The sequence below is a fragment of the Streptomyces qinglanensis genome (genome assembly GCF_900111245.1).
Lineage (GTDB): Bacteria > Actinomycetota > Actinomycetes > Streptomycetales > Streptomycetaceae > Streptomyces > Streptomyces qinglanensis.
In genome coordinates, this window is record NZ_FOGO01000001.1 from 627,292 (window position 1) to 646,908 (window position 19,617).

Here is a 19,617-nt window from a genome sequence, read left to right on the forward strand (position 1 = left end):
GTGTGAAGCGGAGTGGAGGAGAAGTGGAGGAGAGCGGAGGGGAGCGGAGTGGAGGAGAGGGAGCGGACAGTGGTCGGAGGCGGCACTGCCCCCTATGTATTGCTCCGCAACAAAGTCTCGCAGCCAGATGTTCCGCGGTGCAAAACGAGCCCGCCGCCGGGGCCGCCCGGAGCGGCCCCGGCCGGTCTCAGTCCGTCAGGTCGATCTTCGCCGCGATCGGCAGGTGGTCGCTGTCCGTCGCCGGGAGCGTCCAGGCCGAGACGGGGTCGGCTCCCTTGAGCATGATCTGGTCGATCCGGGCCATCGGGAAGGAGGCGGGCCAGCTGAATCCGAAGCCGTCCCCGGCCGCGCCCTGCGCGGACCGCATCTGGGAGGTGATGGGCGCCAGCGCGCGGTCGTTCATGGTGCCGTTGAGGTCGCCGAGGAGGAGCACCTTGTCGGCGGGGTCGTGGGCGATCGCCTCGCCGAGCGCCTCCGCGCTGCCGTCCCGCTGCCCGGCGGTGAAGCCGGAGCGGAACTGCACGCGCACCGAGGGCAGATGCGCGGCGTAGACGGCGACCTCGCCCTTCGGGGTGCGCACCGTGGCACGCATCGCGCGCGGCCAGCCCATCTTGATGTCGACGGTCCTGGCGTCGGAGAGCGGGTACTTGCTCCAGATCCCGACCGTGCCCGCGAGCTTGTGGTACGGGTGCGTGCGGTCGAGCGCGGACCGGTAGGAGCCGGCTCGGGACGAGGAGACCTCCTGCAGCGCGATGACGTCGGCCCCGGAGTCGACCAGCGCCTCGGCGGTGCCCCGCGGGTCGGTGTTGCCGGCGTTGACGTTGTGGGTGACGACGGTCAGGTCTCCGGCACCGCCGCCGGTCTTGTCGCTGAAGAGGCCGCCGAACAGGTTCACCCACATCAGTGCGGGCACCAGCAGCGCGACCAGCGCGGTCGCCGAGCGGCGCAGCACGGCCGCGACCAGCAGCACCACGATCAGCAGACCGCCCCACGGCAGGAACGTCTCCCACAGCGAACCCAGGTTGCCGACCGCGTTGGGCACCTCGGCGTGCAGGAAGAACGCCAGCCCCAGGAGCAGCGCGACCGCCGCGAGGACCAGGCCACGCCGCCAGGCGCCCGAACCCCACCGCCCCGGCGAGCTGCCGCCCGGCAGCCGGCCGGACCAGCGGGACCAGAACCCCCGCTGCTCGTCGCCGTCCTCGCGGTATGTGGCCTCCGACGTGTACGCGCGCGCCATCCGCCGTCCTCACTTGCCTGTGCTGGTGCCCGATGAACGATAGGCGATAACGGTTTTCATCCAGTCGAACCCTGCGGTCCCACCGCCGCTTCCGCCCTGATTCCGCTGTGCGGAGTCGAGAGGAGGACGAGGCGCGGCGCTCCTGGAGTTCCGGCAGGTCGGGGCCGGACCGCGACTGTGACACAACCCGGACACCCGGTGGCGGCGGCGGTCCGCCGCGGCGCGCCCCCGCGCCGTCCGGGAGCCCGCGCGCCGTCCGGGAGCCCGCGCGCCGTCGGGGAGGTGGCCCGGCGCAGCCGCCGGTACGTGCCGGGCCGGCGCACGCCGCCGGGGCGCCGCGGCCGGTCGCCGGTCGCCGGTCATGATCCGCTTCCGGACGGGGCCCCTACCGGTGCGCGGAGGGGCGTGCCAGCATGGACCTGGATCCGGAGACGCCGTTGGGGCGCTTCGAGACGACAACAGGAGTCAATGCCATGCCGCAGACGCTCTACGGGGGTACCCGTAATCGCCGTGTGACCGTGCGCGACCTCGCACTCGCCAAAGAGCGGGGCGAGAAGTGGCCCATGCTCACCGCCTACGACGCGATGACCGCCTCCGTCTTCGACGAGGCCGGTATCCCCGTCATCCTGGTCGGCGATTCGATGGGCAATTGCCACCTCGGCTACGAGACGACCGTGCCGGTCACCATGGACGAGATGACGATGCTGACGGCCGCCGTGGTGCGGGGCACCAGCCGCGGCCTGATCGTCGCCGACCTGCCGTTCGGCTCGTACCAGGAGGGAGAGGTGCAGGCGCTGCGCAGCGCCACCCGGCTCGTCAAGGAAGCCGGCGCGCAGGCCGTCAAGATCGAGGGCGGGGAGCGTTCGGCCGACCGGATCGGCCTGCTGGCGCGCTCCGGCATCCCCGTGATGGCGCACGTGGGGCTCACCCCGCAGTCCGTGCACGCCATGGGCTACCGGGTGCAGGGGCGCGGTGAGGAGGCGGCTGCGCAGCTCATGCGGGATGCCAAGGCCGCGCAGGACGCCGGAGCTTTCGCGCTCGTCCTGGAGATGGTGCCCGCTCCGGTCGCCGCCGAGGTGACCCGGGCGCTGCAGATCCCGACAGTCGGCATCGGTGCCGGGAGCGAGTGCGACGCGCAGGTGCTGGTGTGGACCGACATGGCGGGCCTCACCCCCGGCAAGCTGCCGCGCTTCGTGAAGCAGTACGCCGCGCTGCGCTCGGTGCTGGGCGACGCGGCCCGCGCGTTCGCCGAGGACGTCACCACCGGGACCTTCCCGGCCGCGGAGCACTCCTACGAGTGAGCCGGAACAGCGTCGCCGACGGCGCCGTGCACGCGGGCGCCCGGTGACGGTGCCGCGCCGCGCAGCGGTCCGCCGGTGACGGCGCCGGCCCGCCGCCGGCCCGCCGACAGCGCTTCCGAGCGCTGTCGGTGGGCTGTCGGTCGTTTGTCAGTGGCGGCTGCCATATTGGCCGCATGACGCGAGAGAAGACGACGAACGCGGTCGAGGTCCGCGGGCTGGTCAAACACTTCGGGGAGACGAAGGCGGTCGACGGCATCGACCTCGACGTGCGCGAGGGCACCGTGATGGGTGTGCTGGGCCCCAACGGCGCGGGCAAGACGACGCTCGTCCGGATGCTCTCCACCCTGCTGCAGCCCGACGGGGGCACGGCGAAGGTCGCCGGGTACGACGTGGTGCGCCAGCCCCGCGAGCTGCGTCGCACGATAGGTCTGACCGGCCAGTACGCCTCGGTGGACGAGAAGCTGTCGGGCTGGGAGAACCTGTACATGATCGGGCGGTTGCTCGACCTGTCCCGCTCCCAGTCCCGCGAGCGCGCGGACGAACTGCTGGAGCGGTTCTCCCTCACCGAGGCGGCCCGGCGCCCCGTGATGAAGTACAGCGGCGGTATGCGCCGCCGGCTCGACCTGGCGGCCTCCATGATCGGCCGCCCCAAGGTCCTCTACCTGGACGAGCCCACCACCGGTCTCGACCCCCGTACCCGCAACGAGGTGTGGGACGAGGTCAAGAACATCGTGGCCGAGGGGAACACCGTCCTGCTCACCACCCAGTACATGGAGGAGGCGGAGCAGCTCGCCGAGGAGCTGACCGTGATCGACCGCGGCCGGATCATCGCCGAGGGCCGGGTGCCCGAGCTGAAGGCGAAGGTCGGCGGCCGCACCCTGGAGGTCCGCCCGGCGGACCCCGGCGAGCTGCAGCGGATGGTCGGCGCGCTCGCCCAGGCGGGGCTGGACGGCCTGGCGGGCGCCACCGCCGACGAGGCGTCGGGCGTGGTCAGCGTCCCGATCGTCAGCGACGAGCAGCTCACGGCCGTGGTCTCGCTGCTGGGCGAGCGCGGCTTCGCACTCGCCGACATCGCCACCCATCTGCCCAGTCTGGACGAGGTGTTCCTCGCCCTCACCGGCCAGAAGGCCACCCATCAGGACGACGACAACGAGCTCGAGGAGGTCGCGGCGTGAGTACCGCCACCGTCAAAGCGCCCCAATCCGGGGAGTCCCCGACCGGGTCCGGGGCGGGCAGCGGCTCCGCGCCCCAGAAGCCCGGCACGGTGGAGGGCCGGATCGGGCTGCAGGCCAATCTGCGGCACATCGGCGCGCTCGTGCGGCGCAACGCCCTGCAGATCAAGCAGGATCCCGAGTCGATGATGGACGCGCTGCTGATGCCCATCATCTTCACGCTGCTGTTCGTCTACGTCTTCGGCGGCGCCATCGGCGGGGACGGCGCCAGCGGCGACCGGGACCAGTACGTCCAGTATCTGATCCCCGGCATGATGGGCATGATGGGCATGTCCATCGCCATGGCGGTCGGCACGGGCATCAACGAGGACTTCCGCAAGGGCGTGATGGACCGCTTCCGGTCCATGCCGATCGCCCGCTCCTCGGTGCTCATAGCCAAGTCGGTCGTCGAGATCGGCCGGATGCTGGTCGCCGTGACCGTCCTGCTCACCGTGGGCTTCCTGAACGGCTTCGAGATCAACGGCCACTGGCTGGGAATGCTGGCCGCCATCGGGCTGACCGCGCTGTTCGGCGCCTCGCTGCTGTGGATCTTCATCCTGCTGGGTCTGACGATGAACACGGCGCAGGCCGTGCAGGGCGTCTCGTTCCTGGTGCTGATGCCGCTCCAGTTCGGTTCCTCGGTCTTCGTGCCGCCCGGCACCATGCCCGGCTGGCTCAAGGCGTTCACCGACGTCAATCCGCTCACCCACCTCGCCGACGCGGCGCGCGGGCTGATGCTCGGCCAGGGCGAGGTCGCCGGCCCGGTGATGTGGACGGTGATCTGGTCGGTGGGCCTGACGGTCGTCACGGCGCCGATCGCCATCACGAAGTTCCGCAAGAAGACCTGACGGTGCCGGATACCGCCACCGGCCCTGCCGGAGCGGGGCCGGCCGGCCGCGGAGCGGCCGGCCGGCCCCGGGCGCGCGGCGCCCGGGGCGGCGGCGATCCGGTTCAGGCGTCGCGCACCAGGGCGACGGCCTCGGGCAGGGTGAGGCCCGCGCCGGAGGCGTACGCCCGTGCGTACGCTCCCTCGCCGGGCAGCGCTTCCCGCACGACTGCTTCGGCAGCCTTCCGCGACTCGCGTTCGACAGGGTGCGGGAAGTGCCCCTCCGGCAGTTTCGAGAGCCCGTCGTAGGCACCGATCAGGCGCCCGCCCTCGGCGCCCCGGCCGACCAGGGCCAGGGCCCGTGCGCCAGTCAGCAACTGGCTCAGCGTCAGATGCGGGGCGATGGCCTCCGCCACCACCTCGCGAGTCTTGACGATCGACTCCTGGACAGTGGCCAGCGCCTCGGCGCCCCGGCCGTCCTCGACGTACGTCCAGGCCAGCAGACCCTCGATCATCCCGGCGAAGAGCTGCGGCACCCGCTCGGCGAACTGGTCGACGAGCGGGACCAGCAGCTCCCGCGCCTGCGCCGTCCGGCCCAGCCGGGTGAGGTGGATGGCCCACTGCACGGCGGCGAAGTTGGGGCCCTCGCCCCCCATGTGCTCCGATTCCTCGGTGGCCTCCTGCATCAGCCGCTCGCCCTCGGCGGCCTGGGCCGGGTCGTCCAGTTCCACCAGCACCGAGCCCAGCCGGGACTTGAGCTGCGGCACCTGGCTGTGGGCGCCGAGCTGGTCGGCCCGGGCGATGGCGTGCCGGCAGTCCTCGGCGGCGCGCGCGTACTCCCCCCGTGCGGTGAGCGCCTCGGCGCGGCCCGAGAGCGCCTCGGCCTCCCCCCAGGCGTCCCCGACTCTGCGGAAGATCTCCAGGCTCTCCGCCGCGTCCATGGCCGACCGCTCCCAGGTCTCGGGGTGGTCGCTGGTGAGTTTGGCGCGGAGCTGGAGGGCGAAGGCCAGCTCCCACTCGTAGCCCAGTTCGCGGCAGCCTGCCACGAAGGCGTCGGACAGCTCGGCGAGCTTGCCGACCTCGCCGGTCATCAGCCACGCGAAGAACCACATGCAGCCGGGGATCCGGCACACCTGCGGCATCCCCGGCGAGTAGACCCGGGTGATGGTGCGCAGCTCCGCCTGCCGCGCCGGACTCGACAGCTCGTGCACGCCTTCCTCGGCGTCCGCCAGCACCATCAGCCGCGCCCCGCGCCGGGCCTCCCACAACTGCTCCTCGCTCATGGGCGGCGGCTTCGCGGTGCACGGCTCGTACAGCGGCGGCGCGGGCCGGGCCGGGGTGGCGAAGGGGTCGGGGCCGAGGGCCAGCGCGGCGTCCCCCCAGTGGCGCGCGTCGCCGCGGTGGCCGCGGAGCTGCCAGAACCAGCTCATCGACAGGATCATGCACAGCACCTCGTGCTCGTCCCGTGCGGCGACGGCCCGGCGCAGTGCGGCGCGGATGTTGTCGTGCTCGCGCTCCAGCCGGTCCAGCCAGGCGACCTGCTGGGGCCCGCGCAGCAACGGATCGGCGTTCCGGGCCAGTTCGCGGTAGACGACGAGATGGCGGCGCTCGGCATGTTCCCGTTCACCGGGCACCTCGTCCAGCTTCTCGGCGGCGTACTCGGCGACGGTCTCCAGCAGCCGGTAGCGCATCCCGGCCGCGTCGTCATCAGGAGCGGCCACTACCAGCGACTTGTCGACAAGGGAACTCAGGAGGGCGGCGACGTCCCCGTCCGGACCGGCCGGATCCGCGCACACCTCCTCGACCTGCTCCAGTTGGCAGCCGCCCACGAAGACCGACAGCCGCCGCAGCACGTCCCGCTCCGCCGCGTCCAGCAGCTCCCACGACCAGTCGACCACCGCGCGCAGCGTCTGCTGGCGCGGCAGCACCGTCCGGTTCCCGCTGTTGAGCAGCCGGAACCGCTGATCGAGACGGCGGGCGAGCTGACCGGGGGTGAGCGAACGCAGCCGGGCCGCCGCCAGCTCGATCGCCAGCGGCAACCCGTCGAGCCGGCGGCAGATCTCCGCGCACGCCTCCGGATCGTCCTCGACCCGGAACCCGTGACGCGCGGAGGCGCCCCGTTCGGCCAGCAGCCGCAGCGCCACCGGGTCCGGCAGCGGCTCGATCGGGCGGACGAACTCGCCGGGCACGCCCAGCGGTTCGCGGCTGGTGGCCAGCACGCTGACCCCCGGGCACTCCACCAGCAACCGCTCCACCACCCGCGCCGCCGCCTCGACGAGATGCTCGCAGTTGTCCAGCACCAGCAGCATCCGGCGGGCCGCGCAGCGCTCGGACAACTGGGCCAGCGGATCTCCCGCCGTGGGGTCGGAGGCCGCCCGCAGCCCCTCGGCAGTGGTGCCGGTCAGCAACGTCTCGCGCCCGCCGAGCGCGGTGAGCACGGCCTCCGCCGTCGCCCCCTGGTCGTCCGGGTCCCGTACGGCGGCGAGTTCGGCCACCCACACGCCGTCCGCCCACTCCTCGCCGCGCTCCGCGCGGGCCCGCGCCGCCGCCTCCAGCGACAGCCGGGTCTTGCCCGCCCCGCCGGGCCCGGTCAGGGTCACCAGCCGCGCCGCACCCAGCTCCCGGCACAGCGCCTCGATCTCGCCCTCCCGGCCGACGAACGAGGTCAGCCCGGCCCGCAGATTCCCCGGCGCCCGCCGGGACGGCCGTCCCGCGGCGGGCGCCGGGGAACGCTCCGGGACCGGCGCCGGGGGGTCGTCGGCCAGCAGCCGGGCGTGCAGCTCGCGGAGTTCGGCACCCGGGTCGGTCCCGAGCTGGTCGGCGAGCCGGGCGCGGACCGCCTCGTAGGCGGCCAGCGCCTCGGCGGTACGGCCCGCGTCGCGCAGCGCGCGCAGCAGGACGGCCTGGAGCGGCTCGTCGATCGGATGCTCGGCGGCCAACTGCCGCACCGAGGGCAGCACTTCCTCGGCCCGGCCGAGGGCGAGCGCCGCCTCGGCCCGGTGCCGCCGGGCGCCCAGCGCCAGGTCGGCGGCGCGGACCCCGGCGGCCCCTCCCCCGTCGGGCAGATCGGTCAGCGCGGGGCCGCGCCACAGCGCGAGGGCGTCGTCCAGGAGATCGGCGGCCTTGGCGGGGTCGTCGTCCGCGAGCGCGGCGGCCCCCTCGGACGCCAGCCGCTCGAAGCGGTACAGGTCGATGTCGTCGCGTTCGGCCACCAGCCGGTAGCCGCCGTCCGCAGAGCCCACCGCCTCCCGGCCCAGGGACCTGCGCAGCCGTCCGACGAGCGCCTGGAGCGCCGCCGTCTCGTCGGCCGGTGGATCCTCGTCCTCCCCCCACACCGATGCGGCGAGTTCACCGGAGCGCACCGTGCGGCCGCCCGCGAGGGCGAGCGCGGTCAGCAGGGCGCGCAGCCGCGCTCCCCCGATCGGCACGGCGGTGCCGTCCTGGCGGAGAGCCTGGGTGGTTCCCAGAACGCGATAGAGGTAGCGCACCCTCACATACTGCCATCGGCCGCCCGGCACCCGATGGGCAGTCGGCCGGCAACCGGTCGCCGCAGACCGCTCCGGCGCCTAGGGCGGGGACCGGCGGGACGGTTGCCGGGAGTGCCGGGGGACGGCTGCCGGAGGACCGCGACGGTTGCCGGAGGACCGGGGCCGGACCGCGGAGAGGATCCCGGCCGCGGGGCCGCCGGGGTCCGGGCGGGCCGCCGCGTCGTGCGCGTGCCGCCGGACGCCGAACGGGCCGGGAGCACGGTGGAGTCCGTGCACCCGGCCCGTGGCGTACCCAGCCGATCAGGCGCGGCGGCAGTCCTTACCGCGGACCCACCTGGGGGTGTTGGCGTAGCCGGAGTCGCCGTGCCTGCTCACGCAGAGCACCTTGTGGTGGCCGTGCCGGGTCTTGATGGTGAACGGTCCGCGGATGTCGCCACGGCGCGGGGCGTTCATCGCGTGGCACCGACCGCTGCCGACCGCGGCGTGGTGGTGGTCACGGTGGTCCCACTCCAGCCGGTCGCAGACGTAGCCGCGCTTGTGGTGGTGACCGTCGTCCGGCCCGTCACCGGCGACCGCCGACACGGGGGCCATGCCCACCAGCGCGGTCGCCATCGCCGCCACCACTGTCAGGGCCCGTGCGCGGCGGGTTGTTGCCGACTTCCTCATCTGGCTGTCCTTTCCTCTTCCCGCGTCTGCTCCGCCCCTGTCGGCGGGACGTCGGGAGATGTGCATTCGCACCGGTTCAGAACAGCAGGCATCGCGGCTTCTGGTATGGAATCTGCCCTGACGTCACTCTTTGAGCGAGTCCACACCACTCTGTCGGTGGCATTGGCAGCGCGCGGGAGAGGGAACGGCGCTCGCCGCCTCGCGCAGGACGCGAAGCGCCACCCTGACCGCCGGGCGACGCAGCAGCCCGTCGCGGGTGACCGCGAACAACCGGCGAGTGGGCGTGGGCTCCAGGGGGCGCAGCACCACCCCGTCGGGCAGCGGCCCCCGCCCCAGCCGGGGCAGCAGGGCGATGCCCAGCCCCGCGGCGACCAGGGCGACCTGGGTCTGGAACTCGGCCACGTAGTAGGCGACGTCCGGCTCCTGGCCCGCGGTGCGCAGCGTCGTGTGCAGCCAGTCGTGGCAGACGGTGCCCGGCGGCTGGCACACCCAGCGCCGGCCGGCCAGGTCCGCCGTCTCCAGGGTGTCCTGCGCGGCCAGCGGATGCCCGGCCGGCAGCAGCACCTCGCAGGTGTCCACGCCCAGCGGAATGCTGCGCACCCCCTCGGGCGCGGGCATCGGGGTGATGTCCCAGTCGTGGGCCAGGGCCAGATCGATCTCGCCCCTGGCCACCAGCCCCACCGACAGATGCGGATCGACCTCCGACATCCGCAGGTCCAGTTGCGGGTGGTCGGCGGCGAGTTCGGCCAGGACGCGGGGCATCAGCCCGCGGGCGCCGCTGGGGAAGGCGGCGAGCCGCAGTTGACCCGCGGGGTGCCCCTTGCGCTGCTCCAGAGCGACCTCGGCCTGTTCGACGAGGCCGAGCACCTCCTCCGCGGTCCGCACCAGCATCAGCGCGTCGTCGGTGAGGGCGATCCCGCGCCCGGCACGCTCCAGCAGCGCGGTGCCGGTCTCCCGTTCCAGCTTGGCGACCTGCTGGGAGACGGCGGACGGGGTGTAGCCGAGCGCCTGCGCGGCGTTCCCCACCGAACCATGCAGGTGGACGGCGTGCAGCGCACGCAGTCTGGACAGGTCGAGCACGTCTCTGCGCCCCTCTCCGGTTTCCGCGCCGGCACGGCCGCACGGCGGGCACGGCCGCACGGCGGGCACGGCGGGCACGGCGGGCACGGCGGGCACGGCGGGCACGGCGATCCAGCAGCACGGACGATTCAGTATTGCTGAATCCAACCATGAAGAAGTCTGTGCTGGTACTGCACGGTCCGGCCCGCGACGATCAGAGCATGCGTCTGCGTCCCCTCCATTGCGCCCTCGCCGTGCTCGTCACCGCCGTCTGGGGTGTCAACTTCGTCGTCATCGAGGTCGGGCTGCGGCACTTCCCGCCGCTGCTCTTCTCCGCGCTGCGCTTCCTGGTCGCCGCGCTCCCGGCCGTCTTCCTCGTCCGCCGTCCCGGCGTCGCGCTGCGCTGGATCGTCGCCGTCGGGCTGGCCCTGGGAGTGGCGAAGTTCGGGCTGCTGTTCATCGGAATGCGCGCCGGCATGCCCGCGGGCCTGTCCTCCCTCGTCCTCCAGGTGCAGGCGGTCTTCACCGCCGTCTTCGCCGCCGCGTTCCTGCGTGAACGCCTCGGCCGGGTACGGCTGGCCGGTATGGCGGTGGCGCTGGCCGGGATCGCGGTGGCCGGCGCGGGGCAGGGCTCGACCGGCCCGCTGGGCGGCTTCCTCCTGGTCGTCGCGGCGGCCGCGGCCTGGGGCGTGTCCAACGTCCTGACGCGCAAGGCGGCACCCCCGGACGCGTTCTCGTGGATGGTGTGGGTGAGTCTCGTCCCGCCGCTGCCGCTGGCCGCGCTCTCCCTGCTGTTCGAAGGCCCCGCCGCCGACCTCGCCGCGCTGCGCTCCCTCGACCTGAGCGGGCTCGGCGCCGTCTGCTTCGTCGCCTGGGTCGCCACCCTGTTCGGCTTCGCCGCCTGGGGGTTCCTGCTGCGGCACTACGACGCCTCGTCGGTGGCGCCCTTCTCGCTGCTGGTACCGGTCTTCGGTATGACCTCGGCAGCGCTGCTGCTGGGCGAACGCATCACGCCGCTGGACGCCCTGGCCGCCGCGTTGCTGATCGGCGGCGTGACGCTGGTGTCCCTGGCGGGACGGCGCGTGTCCCCGGCGGGACGGCGCGTGTCCCCGGCGGGACGGCGCGATGGACGGGTGGCAGCGGCAGGGGCTCCCGCGGCAGCCGACGCGGAGGCGACCCCGGACGTGTCCCCGGCAGCGTCCGGAGCGGCGCCGAAGTCCGCCGCCGGGGCACCGTAGCCCTGCTCCGGGCCCGCCGGAGGCTGCTCCGGCGGGCCATTCGGCCCCCAACGGCCCGTATCGGGCGCGGGGTTCGCGGGGTCCGGCCGCTGCCGGTACGGTCTGGCTCCATGACCAGCACCGCCACCCACCCGGACCACCACCGGATCAGTCCGGTCTTCCTCGGACTCGTCGCGATCATGGCGGTCTCCGGCTGGGCCGTCTGGGCCGGCTGGGCCGAGGTGACGGGCGTCGCCGTGTTCTTCTTCGTCGTCTCCGGATGGATCATCTCGCTGTGCCTGCACGAGTACGCGCACGCGCGGTCGGCACTGCGGGCCGGAGACGTCTCCGTGGGGGCGAAGGGGTATCTGACGCTGAACCCGCTGCACTACACGCACGCCATGCTCAGCATCGTGCTGCCGGTGCTCTTCGTCGTCCTCGGCGGCATCGGTCTGCCCGGCGGTGCGGTCTACATCGAGCGGGGCCGGATCAGGGGCCGCTGGAAGCACAGCCTGATCTCGGCGGCGGGACCGCTGACGAACGCGCTGTTCGCGGCGGTACTCACGGCGCCGTTCTGGCTCGGCGCCCTGCACGACGTCCCCGTCGCCTTCCGCTGCGCGCTGGCCTTCCTCGCGCTGCTCCAGGTGACCGCCGCGCTGCTGAACCTGCTGCCCGTGCCGGGGCTCGACGGCTTCGGCGTCCTGGAACCCTGGCTGTCGCCCCGCGCCCGGCAGCAGGCGGAGCCCTTCGCCCCGTTCGGGCTGCTGGTCGTCTTCGGGTGCCTGTGGATTCCGCAGGTCAACGAGGTCTTCTGGGATTTCGTCGACACCCTGCTGCGCGGCATGGACGTCTCGGAAGCGGAGACCTATCTGGGGCTGGAGTACTTCCGCTTCTGGGAGGGCGAACCCCAGAACGTGCTCGTCCCCTGAGCGGGCCGCACCAAGGCGGCTAGCGCTCCGCGGCCCCCGCCGTCCGGCGGTGGTAGTACCAGGCCATGTTCGAGGTCAGGCCCGCCAGCAGCACCCAGACGACACCGAGCCAGCTCCCGTTGGCGAAGGAGATCACGGCCGCGACGACGGCCAGGACGCAGATGAGGGTCGCGTAGAGGGCGAGGCCCTTGGGCATGCGGCGGGCGGGGGCTGGCATGGCTCGGTCTCCAACGAGGGGTGCGGTGGTGCGGTGCGGAACGCACGGGTGTGCGCACCGGACATTGTCCCTCACCGTCCCTCACCCCTCCCTGCGGGCGGCGCGGCGCCCGTACAGGACGTCGGCGACGGCCACCGCCAGCGCGCCCGCGACGAAGCACTCGGCGGTGAGCAGGCCGTAGTCCAGTGCGGTCGCCCAGTTGCGGCTGCCGGCCAGCCGGGCGAAGAAGACCGCGCCCACCGCGGCGATCCCGGCGGCCGAACCGATCCGCTGACCGGTCTGGATCACCCCTCCCGCTGCCCCGCCCTGGGCGACGGGCACCGAGCGCAGGGCCAGGGTCTGGTTGGGGGAGATGACCAGCCCGGAGCCGAGCCCGGCCCACAGCATCGGCCCGGTCAGCGCCCAGCCCACACCGCTGTTCTGCACCTCGTGCACCGCGAGCGCCGCGCCCGCGAGACCGGTCAGGACGAGCCCCAGGCCGACGGCGATCAGCGGGCGGCCCACCCGGGTGATGAACCGCCCGCCGACCGCCGACGAGATCGCCGAGCCGATGGCGAAGGGCGTCAGGGTGAGTCCGGCCTGCAGCGCGGTGTAGCCCATGCCGTTCTGCAGGAAGAGGGTGAAGATGAAGAAGATCGTGGTGAACCCGGCGAAGTAGACCAGCCCCAGCAGAGCGCCCAGCGAGTACGAGCGGTCCCGGAAGAGCCGCAGGTCCACCAGGGGCTCCCTGCCCCGGCGCTGGTAGTACCGCTCCCACCCCACGAACGCGCAGATCAGCAGCGCGCCCGCGGGAACCAGCAGCCACTTGCCCTGCCCTTGCCACTGCCGCTCCTCCACGAGGGGCAGCATCAGTGCGAGCACCCCCGAGCCCAGCAGCGCCACACCGACCGGGTCGAGGCTGTGCCGGTGCCCGGTGTCGCGCTCGGCACAGGCGTGCGGCACCAGGCGCAGCGCGAGGAGGAACGCGACGATGCCGATGGGCAGGTTCACGAAGAACACCCAGCGCCATCCCTCCGCCGCGCCGAAGATCTGGATGAGCAGCCCGCCCAGCAGCGGTCCGACCGCGGTGGACAGGCCGATGGTGGAGCCGAGCAGACCGAACGCCTTGCCGCGCTCGGCGCCGCGGAAGAGCTGCTGGATCATTCCGGAGATCTGCGGCATCACCAGCCCGCCGCCCACGCCCTGCACTGCGCGGGACCCCACCAGCCATCCGGCTCCCTGGGCGAAGCCGCAGGCCATGGAGGCGGCGGTGAACAGGACCAGCCCGCCGAGGAAGGCGGTGCGCCTGCCCAGCGCGTCCCCGACCCGGCCGGAGGGGACGAGGACCAGACCGAAGGTGAGGGCGTATCCGGAGACCACCCAGGAGAGGGCGGACTGCGAGGCGGCCAGCCCCTTCTCGATCGCGGGCAGCGCGACGTTCACGATGGAGACGTCCAGCAGGGACATGAAGCCGACGAGGAGGCACACCGACAGTGCCTTCCAGCGCCGCGGATCCGGCGTGTACGGCTGCTCGCCCGCCGTCGACCCGGCCCGCCCGGAGGCGGGTTCGGGCTGCTGTGCCATCAGTGCCTCCCCGGCGGGCGCGCCCCGCGACCCGTCTTCGCCGACCCCATCATGGTCGGCGCGCGGCTCGCATGTCCGCGACGCGCCCGGCCGCCGGGTCGGCGGCGGTGTGCGTGACCTTCCGGTGCGCGGGCGCACACAGCACACGGCTGCACATCATGCACATCAGAGTATTCAAGTTTGACTAAAGTGCGGGCATGGGAGAGACCACCGTTCCGATCATGCCGTGCCGGACCCTCCAGCCCGTTCTCGACTTCTACACGTCCCTCGGCTTCGAGGTGACCTTCGAGCAGCGGCGCCCCAACCCGTACGCGGTCGTCCAGCGCGGCGGCATACACCTGCACTTCTTCGGCATGAAGGACTACGAGCCGACCGCGTCGTACAGCACGTGCTGTATCCGGACCGACGACGTCGACGCCCTGCACGAGACCTTCCGGTCCGGACTCCGAGCGGCCTACGGGCGCGTCCCCGTCCGCGGGCTGCCCCGCATCGGACCGCTCAAGGACACGTCGTACGGAGTCCGGCAGTTCCTGATGACCGACCCCGGCGGCAACTGCCTGCGCATCGCCCAGCCGACCGGCGACGACCCGCGCCACCGGGCGGCGCCGCCGGGCACCTTCCCCCGCGCCCTGCACCACGCCGCCCTCCTCGCCGACGCCAAGGAGGACCTGACCGGCGCCGCGCGGATCGTCGACCGGGCACTCGGACTCCGGGACGAGCAGCCCGCGCCCGCGGAACTGTTCCGCCTGCTCGTACTGCGCGCGGACCTCGCGGAGCGCAGCGGGGACCCGGAGACCTCACGCCGGGCGCAGGCCGAGGCCGAGACGGCCGCCGAGCGGCTGACGGCCGGGGAACGGGAGGCGCTGCGCGACGAACTCCGACGGCTCGCGACGCTGCGGGACGGAACCTGAACGCCCGGTCCGAGCCCGGTCCCGGACCGCGTGGCGCAGGGCTGACCTGTGCCGGGAGCGGACCGGCGTCGCCGGACGGACCGCGCCGGGCAGCCGACCGGCGCCAGTGCACGAGAGCGACCGGTGTCAGTCGCGCCGGCCGGCCGGCGGACCGGCGCCGGGAGCCCGGCCCCGGGCCTGGCTCGCGAGCCGGGTGGCCAGATCCGCGACCTGGTCCTCGGAGAGCCGGGTGCGGTGCTCGCCGACGCTGAGGACGAGGGCGACGTCACCCTGCCCGGTGACCGGCAGCCGCACCGCGGCGACGTTCCCGCTGGAGGTGAGCAGGGCCTCGCCCCGCTTCGCGCGCTGCGCCCGGCCCGCGTAGTCGAGCAGGTCGTCCATGGGGATGCCCGCGTCGTGCTGGATCTGCGGAAGCAGCACGCTGACGGCGTACCCCTTGGCGACGCCGACGGTGAAGAGGCGCACCTGCTCGGTGCCGAGGCGGTAGCCGCAGTCCACCAGCGCGCCGTCCGACTGCGCCAGCGGCGTATCGGCGCCGTCGGGCAGCTCGCCCTCGACGGAGCCGTCTTCGACCGCACCGTGCACTCCGGCCGCGCGCGCCGCGCCCGCCATGTCGTAGCGGACAGGGCAGCGGGATCCCGGCTCGGCGGCCATCCGCCCGACGGCGGCGACACTCAGCGGCGCGGACGCGGACTTCTCACCCCGGCCGACACCCCGGCCGACACCCCGGACGCCGTCGCCGCTGCCGTCGTCCCCGTCGCCGTCCGCACCCAGGCCGGAGCAGCTCGCGAGCACGGCGGCGACCACGACGGCGACCGTCAGGCCGCCGCCGGGGATCCGCCACTTGCCCACCCGGCTCCGCTCCTCAGATGTCGGTGAGACGGACACCCGCGTGCGCCCTGTAGCGCCGGTTGACGGAAATGAGGTTGGCCACCAGGGACTCCACCTGGTGCGCGTTGCGCAGCCGCCCGGCGAACACCCCGCGCATCCCGGGGATCCGGGCGGCCAGGGCCTGCACGATCTCGCAGTCGGCGCGCACCTCGCCCAGCACCATCACGTCGGTCTCGATCTCCTCGACCTCCGGGTCGGAGAGCAGCACGGCGGACAGGTGGTGGAACGCGGCCGTCACCCGCGACTCGGGCAGCAGCGCGGCCGCCTGCTGGGCGGCGCTGCCCTCCTCCGGCACCAGCGCGTAGGCGCCCTTCTTGTCGAACCCGAGCGGGTTGACGCAGTCCACCACGAGCTTGCCGGCCAGCTCCTCGCGCAGCGACTCGATCGTCTTGGCGTGCCCCTCCCACGGGACGGCGACGATGACGATGTCGGACTCCCGCGCGCACGCGGCGTTGTCCGCGCCGCGCACCCCGTGCCCGATCTCGTCAGCGGCCTGCTGCGCCCGCTCGGCGGCCCGCGACCCGATGGTGACGGTCATCCCGCTCCGCGCGAGCCGGTAGGCCAGCCCGCGCCCCTGGTCCCCGGTGCCCCCGAGCACCCCCACCGTCATCCCGGACACATCGGGCAGCTCCCAGGGGTCCTTCTTGGGCGCGGCGGCTTTGGCATCGGACGAGGCAGCAGAAGTCATACGGCGCATCCTGCCATCGCCCGCCGGAGGTTACCCGGCGTCCACCTCGTGAGGGTGATCACGTCGCCCACCCGCGCGCCGGACCACGAGCCGGACCTCACCCCGCGGACCGGTTCCCCTCCTGGCAGGACAGCTTCCCCACGACGTCCGCCATGACGAGCTCCGCCAGCTTGCCGAACACTTCGTGAGCACGGTCCGGATCCTCGCTGAGAGGAGATTCGTCCGCACTGACATCGATCAGAAACCGGGTGAAATCCTTGTCCGGATCCCCGCTCGGCCGCCGGCAGTCCACAGCGGCAACAGCCCCACCGGACCAGGTGGCCACCTCGTACGGCCCCTTGTATCTCCGCGGCCTCTCCGGAGTGTTGTGCGCCTTGATCTGCTCATTCGGGGTAGAAGGGGCCGCCTCGTCGTTCTGTTTGGCCCAGCCACCGACCACACCGGCTTGGGGGAGGCCGTCCACCAGGTAGCGACAGCCTTGCGCCATCACATGCATGTCCCCCCACTCCGCGAGGGAATCCTTCTCCAGCTTCTTCCCGGGGCCGAAGAGAGCCGCATAGTTCTCCTGCCCCAGATCCAGGCCGCACAGGCGCTCAGGGACCGCATAATCCCGCTCGGGTTCACCGGCGCACGAAGCCAGTACCAGCACCGAGGCGACGGCGATCAGCAGAGCGCCCCGACGGCGCCGGACACCAGTAACGCTCCTACTGACTCGGGGGCACACTGCCATGCTGCCCGGCGGAGTGGGAACCCCTCTGAAAAGCATCCAGCGCTTCCCTGCGCGCACCGTCCTTGACCCCCGCAAGAATATCCCCCTCCAAGCCGACTTCTTTTCCGTACTGCACGGCCCAGTCGCGGGCGAAATCTCTCATGTTGGTTTGAGAATCTACATATTGATATCTAGTCTCGTCCTCAGTGACGTGCACCTCTCGGGGGATATCTTTCTTGATCAGCTTCATAATCGCCTCGTTCGCATCCGCCTGAGCCCAGCCGACCGGTGTCGACAGCTGCGCCGCCGGCCCCTCACTCAAGAAACTGCCAGTACCCAGGCTAATTACCCTGTTCACCCACTTGCTTGCCTTGTCCGCCTTCTCATTGAATTCCCGGTCATCACCTATTTTATCCTCGAAGAGTGCGTCCGCCTTCGCCTCACTGAGGATTCCGGAGACATGAGCCGCGCCGGCCACCGCATCTCCGGCGAGGTTCTCAGCCGTACCTCTGTCTACTCCCGGCTTCATCTCACCCAGCACATCGCGCAAGTGATCGAGAGAATACATTTGCTGCGAAGTCTGGATAGCGCCGTAGGCATGGGGCTCTCTGCCCAATTTATTCAGAAACCCTTCAAGATCCTCCACCCCGAAATGAGCTGTAGCCCCATTCGTCTTGTATTCGTCATCACCGGTCACATTCCGTTGCACATCCGCAGGATAGTCGGCGACGATCTCCCCTAGAGCGCCTCGCATGTCGGCGAGATCGCCATCCTTGCTGAGGAGATGCTCCTCACCACCCTCCGCAGGCTTACCGAGGACGCGAACAATTTCCTCCATAACCCCGGCATTCGCCTCAGAATGCTTCGGCAAAAAGGTCGGCGATGCAGCATCGGGAAGTCGACCCGTGGCACCAGCCCTCAATGCCGCCTCCAGTCCGTCTCGAGCGTCCTTGTCGACGACATCCGTGATGTCGTGGGCACCGGTGTCCACGATCTTCCAGTCTCGATCCTTCAGGAGATATTCAAGCCGGTCATTCTTTTCCACCTTCTCATCCGTCAGGTCCGCGTCCGAGGCGGGATCCAGGTAGCCTGCAGCGACATCCGGGTCCTTGGACATGATCTTCAACAGGCCGTCATAGGGGTCATTCTCGAAGTGCTTGCTTGCCATCTCGGGGGGACCACCGTCGGATCCCTTCTTCCCGAATCCCATGTGATCCCAGATATTGGGATCTTTGTCCTCGGCCGAACGCAGATCATCTCCGAGGTCGTAAAGCATCTGCGGAGAATACCCATCCCCGTGCTTCATCAGAGTGAGTAGACTCTGGTAGCCGCGGCCGTAAGTGGCAGTCCCACCGATGCCTCCCGGCTCCTTGTTCTCGATCGTCCACTTCTCTGCGCCGGCCTTGCGCATCCTCTCGCGCCACTCGTCGTAGAAGTGTCCGTCCTTGCTGTGCAGCCAAGCGGTGTACTTCTTGCCGTACTCGGGGGAACTCAGCTTGATCTTCTTGCCGTTCCCGTCCCGGAACACCGGTACCTTGGTGGCCGTGGCCAGGGTATCGGCCAGCGTCTTCTCCATGCCCAGGTACTGGGAGCGGGCTGGGCTCGTCCCGCCTGCCCGGTAGGCGAGGGCGTTCATCTGGTTCGTGACATCGATCAGACCCCGCGGTCCGAGAGAGTTGAGCATGGTGCGGCTGAACTGCTTGTCGTCAGCATTCTCGCGCAGCATGACCTGAAGTTCGTGGCGCTCCTGACGGCTCAGCCCACCGCCCTCCTTCGTGGAGTCCAGTCGAGCGGCCAAGTCGGATGCGCGATGGGCCGCGTACTTCTCGACGTCGCCGACGGCTTTCCCGTTGAAGCCGCCCGACTCCCCCTTACCGTCCTTGTCCCGCGCCGCGGCCTTGAGTGCCTTCATATTGTCGTAGTCGACATCGTCGACGTGCTTGACGGCCTTCTGGATCCGGTGGTTCCACTTGGTCTCCTCGCCTGCACGGCCAGGATCGCGAAGCGCGCTCTGCGCTTCTTCCTCAGTCATTTCGCTGGTGTCGAGATTGCACTTGCCGTACGCGTCGACCTTCATGCCACCGTCTTTGACGGCCTGGTCACGGACCTTCTTCAGGTGCTCCCGGGCCTCGGTCAGCCGACTGTGCGAATCGTCCAGCAAATCGGCAATCTTCTTCGCCTGGTGCTTCGCTGCGGAGAGTTCGTGGAGAGTTGTTCTCGACGACTTCCAGAAAGCGTCCGCAGCCTCGCCTGACCACCCTTTCAGCTTGCCGCGCACGTGATCACGGTAGTTGTCCCGCAGCGTGCCGCAACGCTTCCCCATCGCACGCCAGTTCTTGGCCGTCTCGCTCAGAGCGGAAAAATCCGCGTTCATGACGTCGTGGTACGTCAACTCCATGAAAGCCCCACCCTCACAGGTCGTCGAGGCGGCTTCCGCCGTCCGGGGACGCCACGCTGCCGAAACCACGGACGCGGTCGATCTCTTGATTCTGGAAGACGGTCTTCGTCGCGTTGAGGGCGTGCATCTCGCTGCGCAGTCGAGTCGCGGCCTTCTTCGCCGCCTCGTCCCAGCGCTCCAGGCAGAAGTCGAGCCCCTTCCGGGTGTCCCAGCCCCGCAGCACTCCAGGCGTGGTGTTGCTGCTCCCGAACACGTCCGTGGACGCCGTCACCGCCTGCCCACCCTCACGGACCACGGCCGGGCCCA

Annotated in this window: 17 protein-coding genes; 6 read left to right on the forward strand and 11 right to left on the reverse strand. The window is 71.5% G+C overall.

What is annotated here, in order from left to right:
- Positions 1–187: 187 nt before the first annotated feature.
- Positions 188–1,237: an endonuclease/exonuclease/phosphatase family protein gene (locus tag BMX65_RS02695; protein ID WP_079171651.1), complete on the reverse strand. Its 1,050-nt coding sequence runs from the start codon at positions 1,235–1,237 to the stop codon at positions 188–190.
- Between the two features lie 473 nt (positions 1,238–1,710).
- On the opposite strand from BMX65_RS02695, the gene panB reads away from it, so the two are divergent.
- From panB to BMX65_RS02710, 3 genes are all read left to right on the forward strand, one after another.
- A complete protein-coding gene (gene panB, locus BMX65_RS02700) occupies positions 1,711–2,538 on the forward strand; it encodes a 3-methyl-2-oxobutanoate hydroxymethyltransferase (RefSeq protein ID WP_074998445.1) in 828 nt (275 codons plus the stop codon).
- 173 nt (positions 2,539–2,711) lie between these two features.
- The gene (locus BMX65_RS02705) at positions 2,712–3,713 is read left to right on the forward strand and encodes an ATP-binding cassette domain-containing protein (RefSeq protein WP_074998446.1); all 1,002 of its coding nucleotides are present in this window, start codon (positions 2,712–2,714) and stop codon (positions 3,711–3,713) included.
- A complete protein-coding gene (locus BMX65_RS02710) occupies positions 3,710–4,597 on the forward strand; it encodes an ABC transporter permease (protein ID WP_074998447.1) in 888 nt (295 codons plus the stop codon). Before BMX65_RS02705 ends, BMX65_RS02710 begins: the two co-directional genes overlap by 4 nt.
- Before the next feature lie 103 nt (positions 4,598–4,700).
- Here BMX65_RS02710 and BMX65_RS02715 read toward each other — a convergent pair whose 3' ends face one another.
- The 3 genes from BMX65_RS02715 to BMX65_RS02725 all read right to left on the reverse strand — a co-directional run bounded on the left by BMX65_RS02715 (position 4,701) and on the right by BMX65_RS02725 (position 9,809).
- Complete coding sequence (locus BMX65_RS02715; protein ID WP_239501799.1) at positions 4,701–8,069, reverse strand: AfsR/SARP family transcriptional regulator; 3,369 nt, start codon at positions 8,067–8,069, stop codon at positions 4,701–4,703.
- Positions 8,070–8,363: 294 nt separating this feature from the next.
- The gene (locus BMX65_RS02720; protein WP_074998449.1) at positions 8,364–8,729 is read right to left on the reverse strand and encodes a hypothetical protein; all 366 of its coding nucleotides are present in this window, start codon (positions 8,727–8,729) and stop codon (positions 8,364–8,366) included.
- A 123-nt stretch (positions 8,730–8,852) separates the two neighbouring features.
- Positions 8,853–9,809: a LysR family transcriptional regulator gene (locus tag BMX65_RS02725; RefSeq protein ID WP_074998780.1), complete on the reverse strand. Its 957-nt coding sequence runs from the start codon at positions 9,807–9,809 to the stop codon at positions 8,853–8,855.
- Positions 9,810–10,015: 206 nt separating this feature from the next.
- Here BMX65_RS02725 and BMX65_RS02730 point away from each other — a divergent pair, with 206 nt between their 5' ends.
- Entirely contained in the window at positions 10,016–11,026 is a 1,011-nt protein-coding gene (locus BMX65_RS02730) for an EamA family transporter (protein WP_074998781.1), read from the forward strand.
- A gap of 110 nt (positions 11,027–11,136) precedes the next feature.
- Entirely contained in the window at positions 11,137–11,934 is a 798-nt protein-coding gene (locus tag BMX65_RS02735) for a site-2 protease family protein (RefSeq protein WP_074998450.1), read from the forward strand.
- Between the two features lie 19 nt (positions 11,935–11,953).
- On the opposite strand, the gene BMX65_RS02740 is transcribed toward BMX65_RS02735, so the two are convergent.
- Together BMX65_RS02740 and BMX65_RS02745 are read right to left on the reverse strand one after the other, a co-directional pair.
- Positions 11,954–12,151, reverse strand: coding sequence for a hypothetical protein (locus BMX65_RS02740; protein ID WP_074998451.1), 198 nt, complete (start codon positions 12,149–12,151; stop codon positions 11,954–11,956).
- An 81-nt stretch (positions 12,152–12,232) separates the two neighbouring features.
- Positions 12,233–13,714 carry an MFS transporter gene (locus BMX65_RS02745; RefSeq protein ID WP_074998452.1) on the reverse strand — a complete coding sequence of 494 codons (1,482 nt, stop codon included), beginning with the start codon at positions 13,712–13,714 and terminating at the stop codon, positions 12,233–12,235.
- A gap of 197 nt (positions 13,715–13,911) precedes the next feature.
- Here BMX65_RS02745 and BMX65_RS02750 point away from each other — a divergent pair, with 197 nt between their 5' ends.
- Complete coding sequence (locus tag BMX65_RS02750) at positions 13,912–14,625, forward strand: bleomycin resistance protein (RefSeq protein WP_074998453.1); 714 nt, start codon at positions 13,912–13,914, stop codon at positions 14,623–14,625.
- A gap of 126 nt (positions 14,626–14,751) precedes the next feature.
- On the opposite strand, the gene BMX65_RS02755 is transcribed toward BMX65_RS02750, so the two are convergent.
- From BMX65_RS02755 to BMX65_RS32395, 5 genes are all read right to left on the reverse strand, one after another.
- Positions 14,752–15,477, reverse strand: a complete 726-nt coding sequence (locus BMX65_RS02755; protein WP_074998454.1) for a hypothetical protein — start codon at positions 15,475–15,477, stop codon at positions 14,752–14,754.
- Between the two features lie 13 nt (positions 15,478–15,490).
- Positions 15,491–16,204, reverse strand: coding sequence for an NADPH-dependent F420 reductase (gene npdG / locus BMX65_RS02760; RefSeq protein ID WP_074998455.1), 714 nt, complete (start codon positions 16,202–16,204; stop codon positions 15,491–15,493).
- A 97-nt stretch (positions 16,205–16,301) separates the two neighbouring features.
- A complete protein-coding gene (locus BMX65_RS02765) occupies positions 16,302–16,853 on the reverse strand; it encodes a hypothetical protein (protein WP_074998456.1) in 552 nt (183 codons plus the stop codon).
- A gap of 55 nt (positions 16,854–16,908) precedes the next feature.
- Complete coding sequence (locus BMX65_RS02770) at positions 16,909–19,311, reverse strand: DUF6571 family protein (RefSeq protein ID WP_074998457.1); 2,403 nt, start codon at positions 19,309–19,311, stop codon at positions 16,909–16,911.
- Positions 19,312–19,324: 13 nt separating this feature from the next.
- Positions 19,325–19,582, reverse strand: a complete 258-nt coding sequence (locus BMX65_RS32395; RefSeq protein WP_143081796.1) for a hypothetical protein — start codon at positions 19,580–19,582, stop codon at positions 19,325–19,327.
- Positions 19,583–19,617: the final 35 nt, after the last annotated feature.

Coding starts and splice junctions, on each gene's coding strand:
- BMX65_RS02740 (WP_074998451.1), bottom strand. CDS start 12,151: ATGCCAGCCCCCGCCCGCCGCATGCCCAAGGGCCTCGCCCTCTACGCG.
- BMX65_RS02695 (WP_079171651.1), bottom strand. CDS start 1,237: ATGGCGCGCGCGTACACGTCGGAGGCCACATACCGCGAGGACGGCGAC.
- BMX65_RS02705 (WP_074998446.1), top strand. CDS start 2,712: ATGACGCGAGAGAAGACGACGAACGCGGTCGAGGTCCGCGGGCTGGTC.
- BMX65_RS02770 (WP_074998457.1), bottom strand. CDS start 19,311: ATGGAGTTGACGTACCACGACGTCATGAACGCGGATTTTTCCGCTCTG.
- npdG (WP_074998455.1), bottom strand. CDS start 16,204: ATGACTTCTGCTGCCTCGTCCGATGCCAAAGCCGCCGCGCCCAAGAAG.
- BMX65_RS02745 (WP_074998452.1), bottom strand. CDS start 13,714: ATGGCACAGCAGCCCGAACCCGCCTCCGGGCGGGCCGGGTCGACGGCG.
- panB (WP_074998445.1), top strand. CDS start 1,711: ATGCCGCAGACGCTCTACGGGGGTACCCGTAATCGCCGTGTGACCGTG.
- BMX65_RS02750 (WP_074998453.1), top strand. CDS start 13,912: ATGGGAGAGACCACCGTTCCGATCATGCCGTGCCGGACCCTCCAGCCC.
- BMX65_RS02735 (WP_074998450.1), top strand. CDS start 11,137: ATGACCAGCACCGCCACCCACCCGGACCACCACCGGATCAGTCCGGTC.
- BMX65_RS02720 (WP_074998449.1), bottom strand. CDS start 8,729: ATGAGGAAGTCGGCAACAACCCGCCGCGCACGGGCCCTGACAGTGGTG.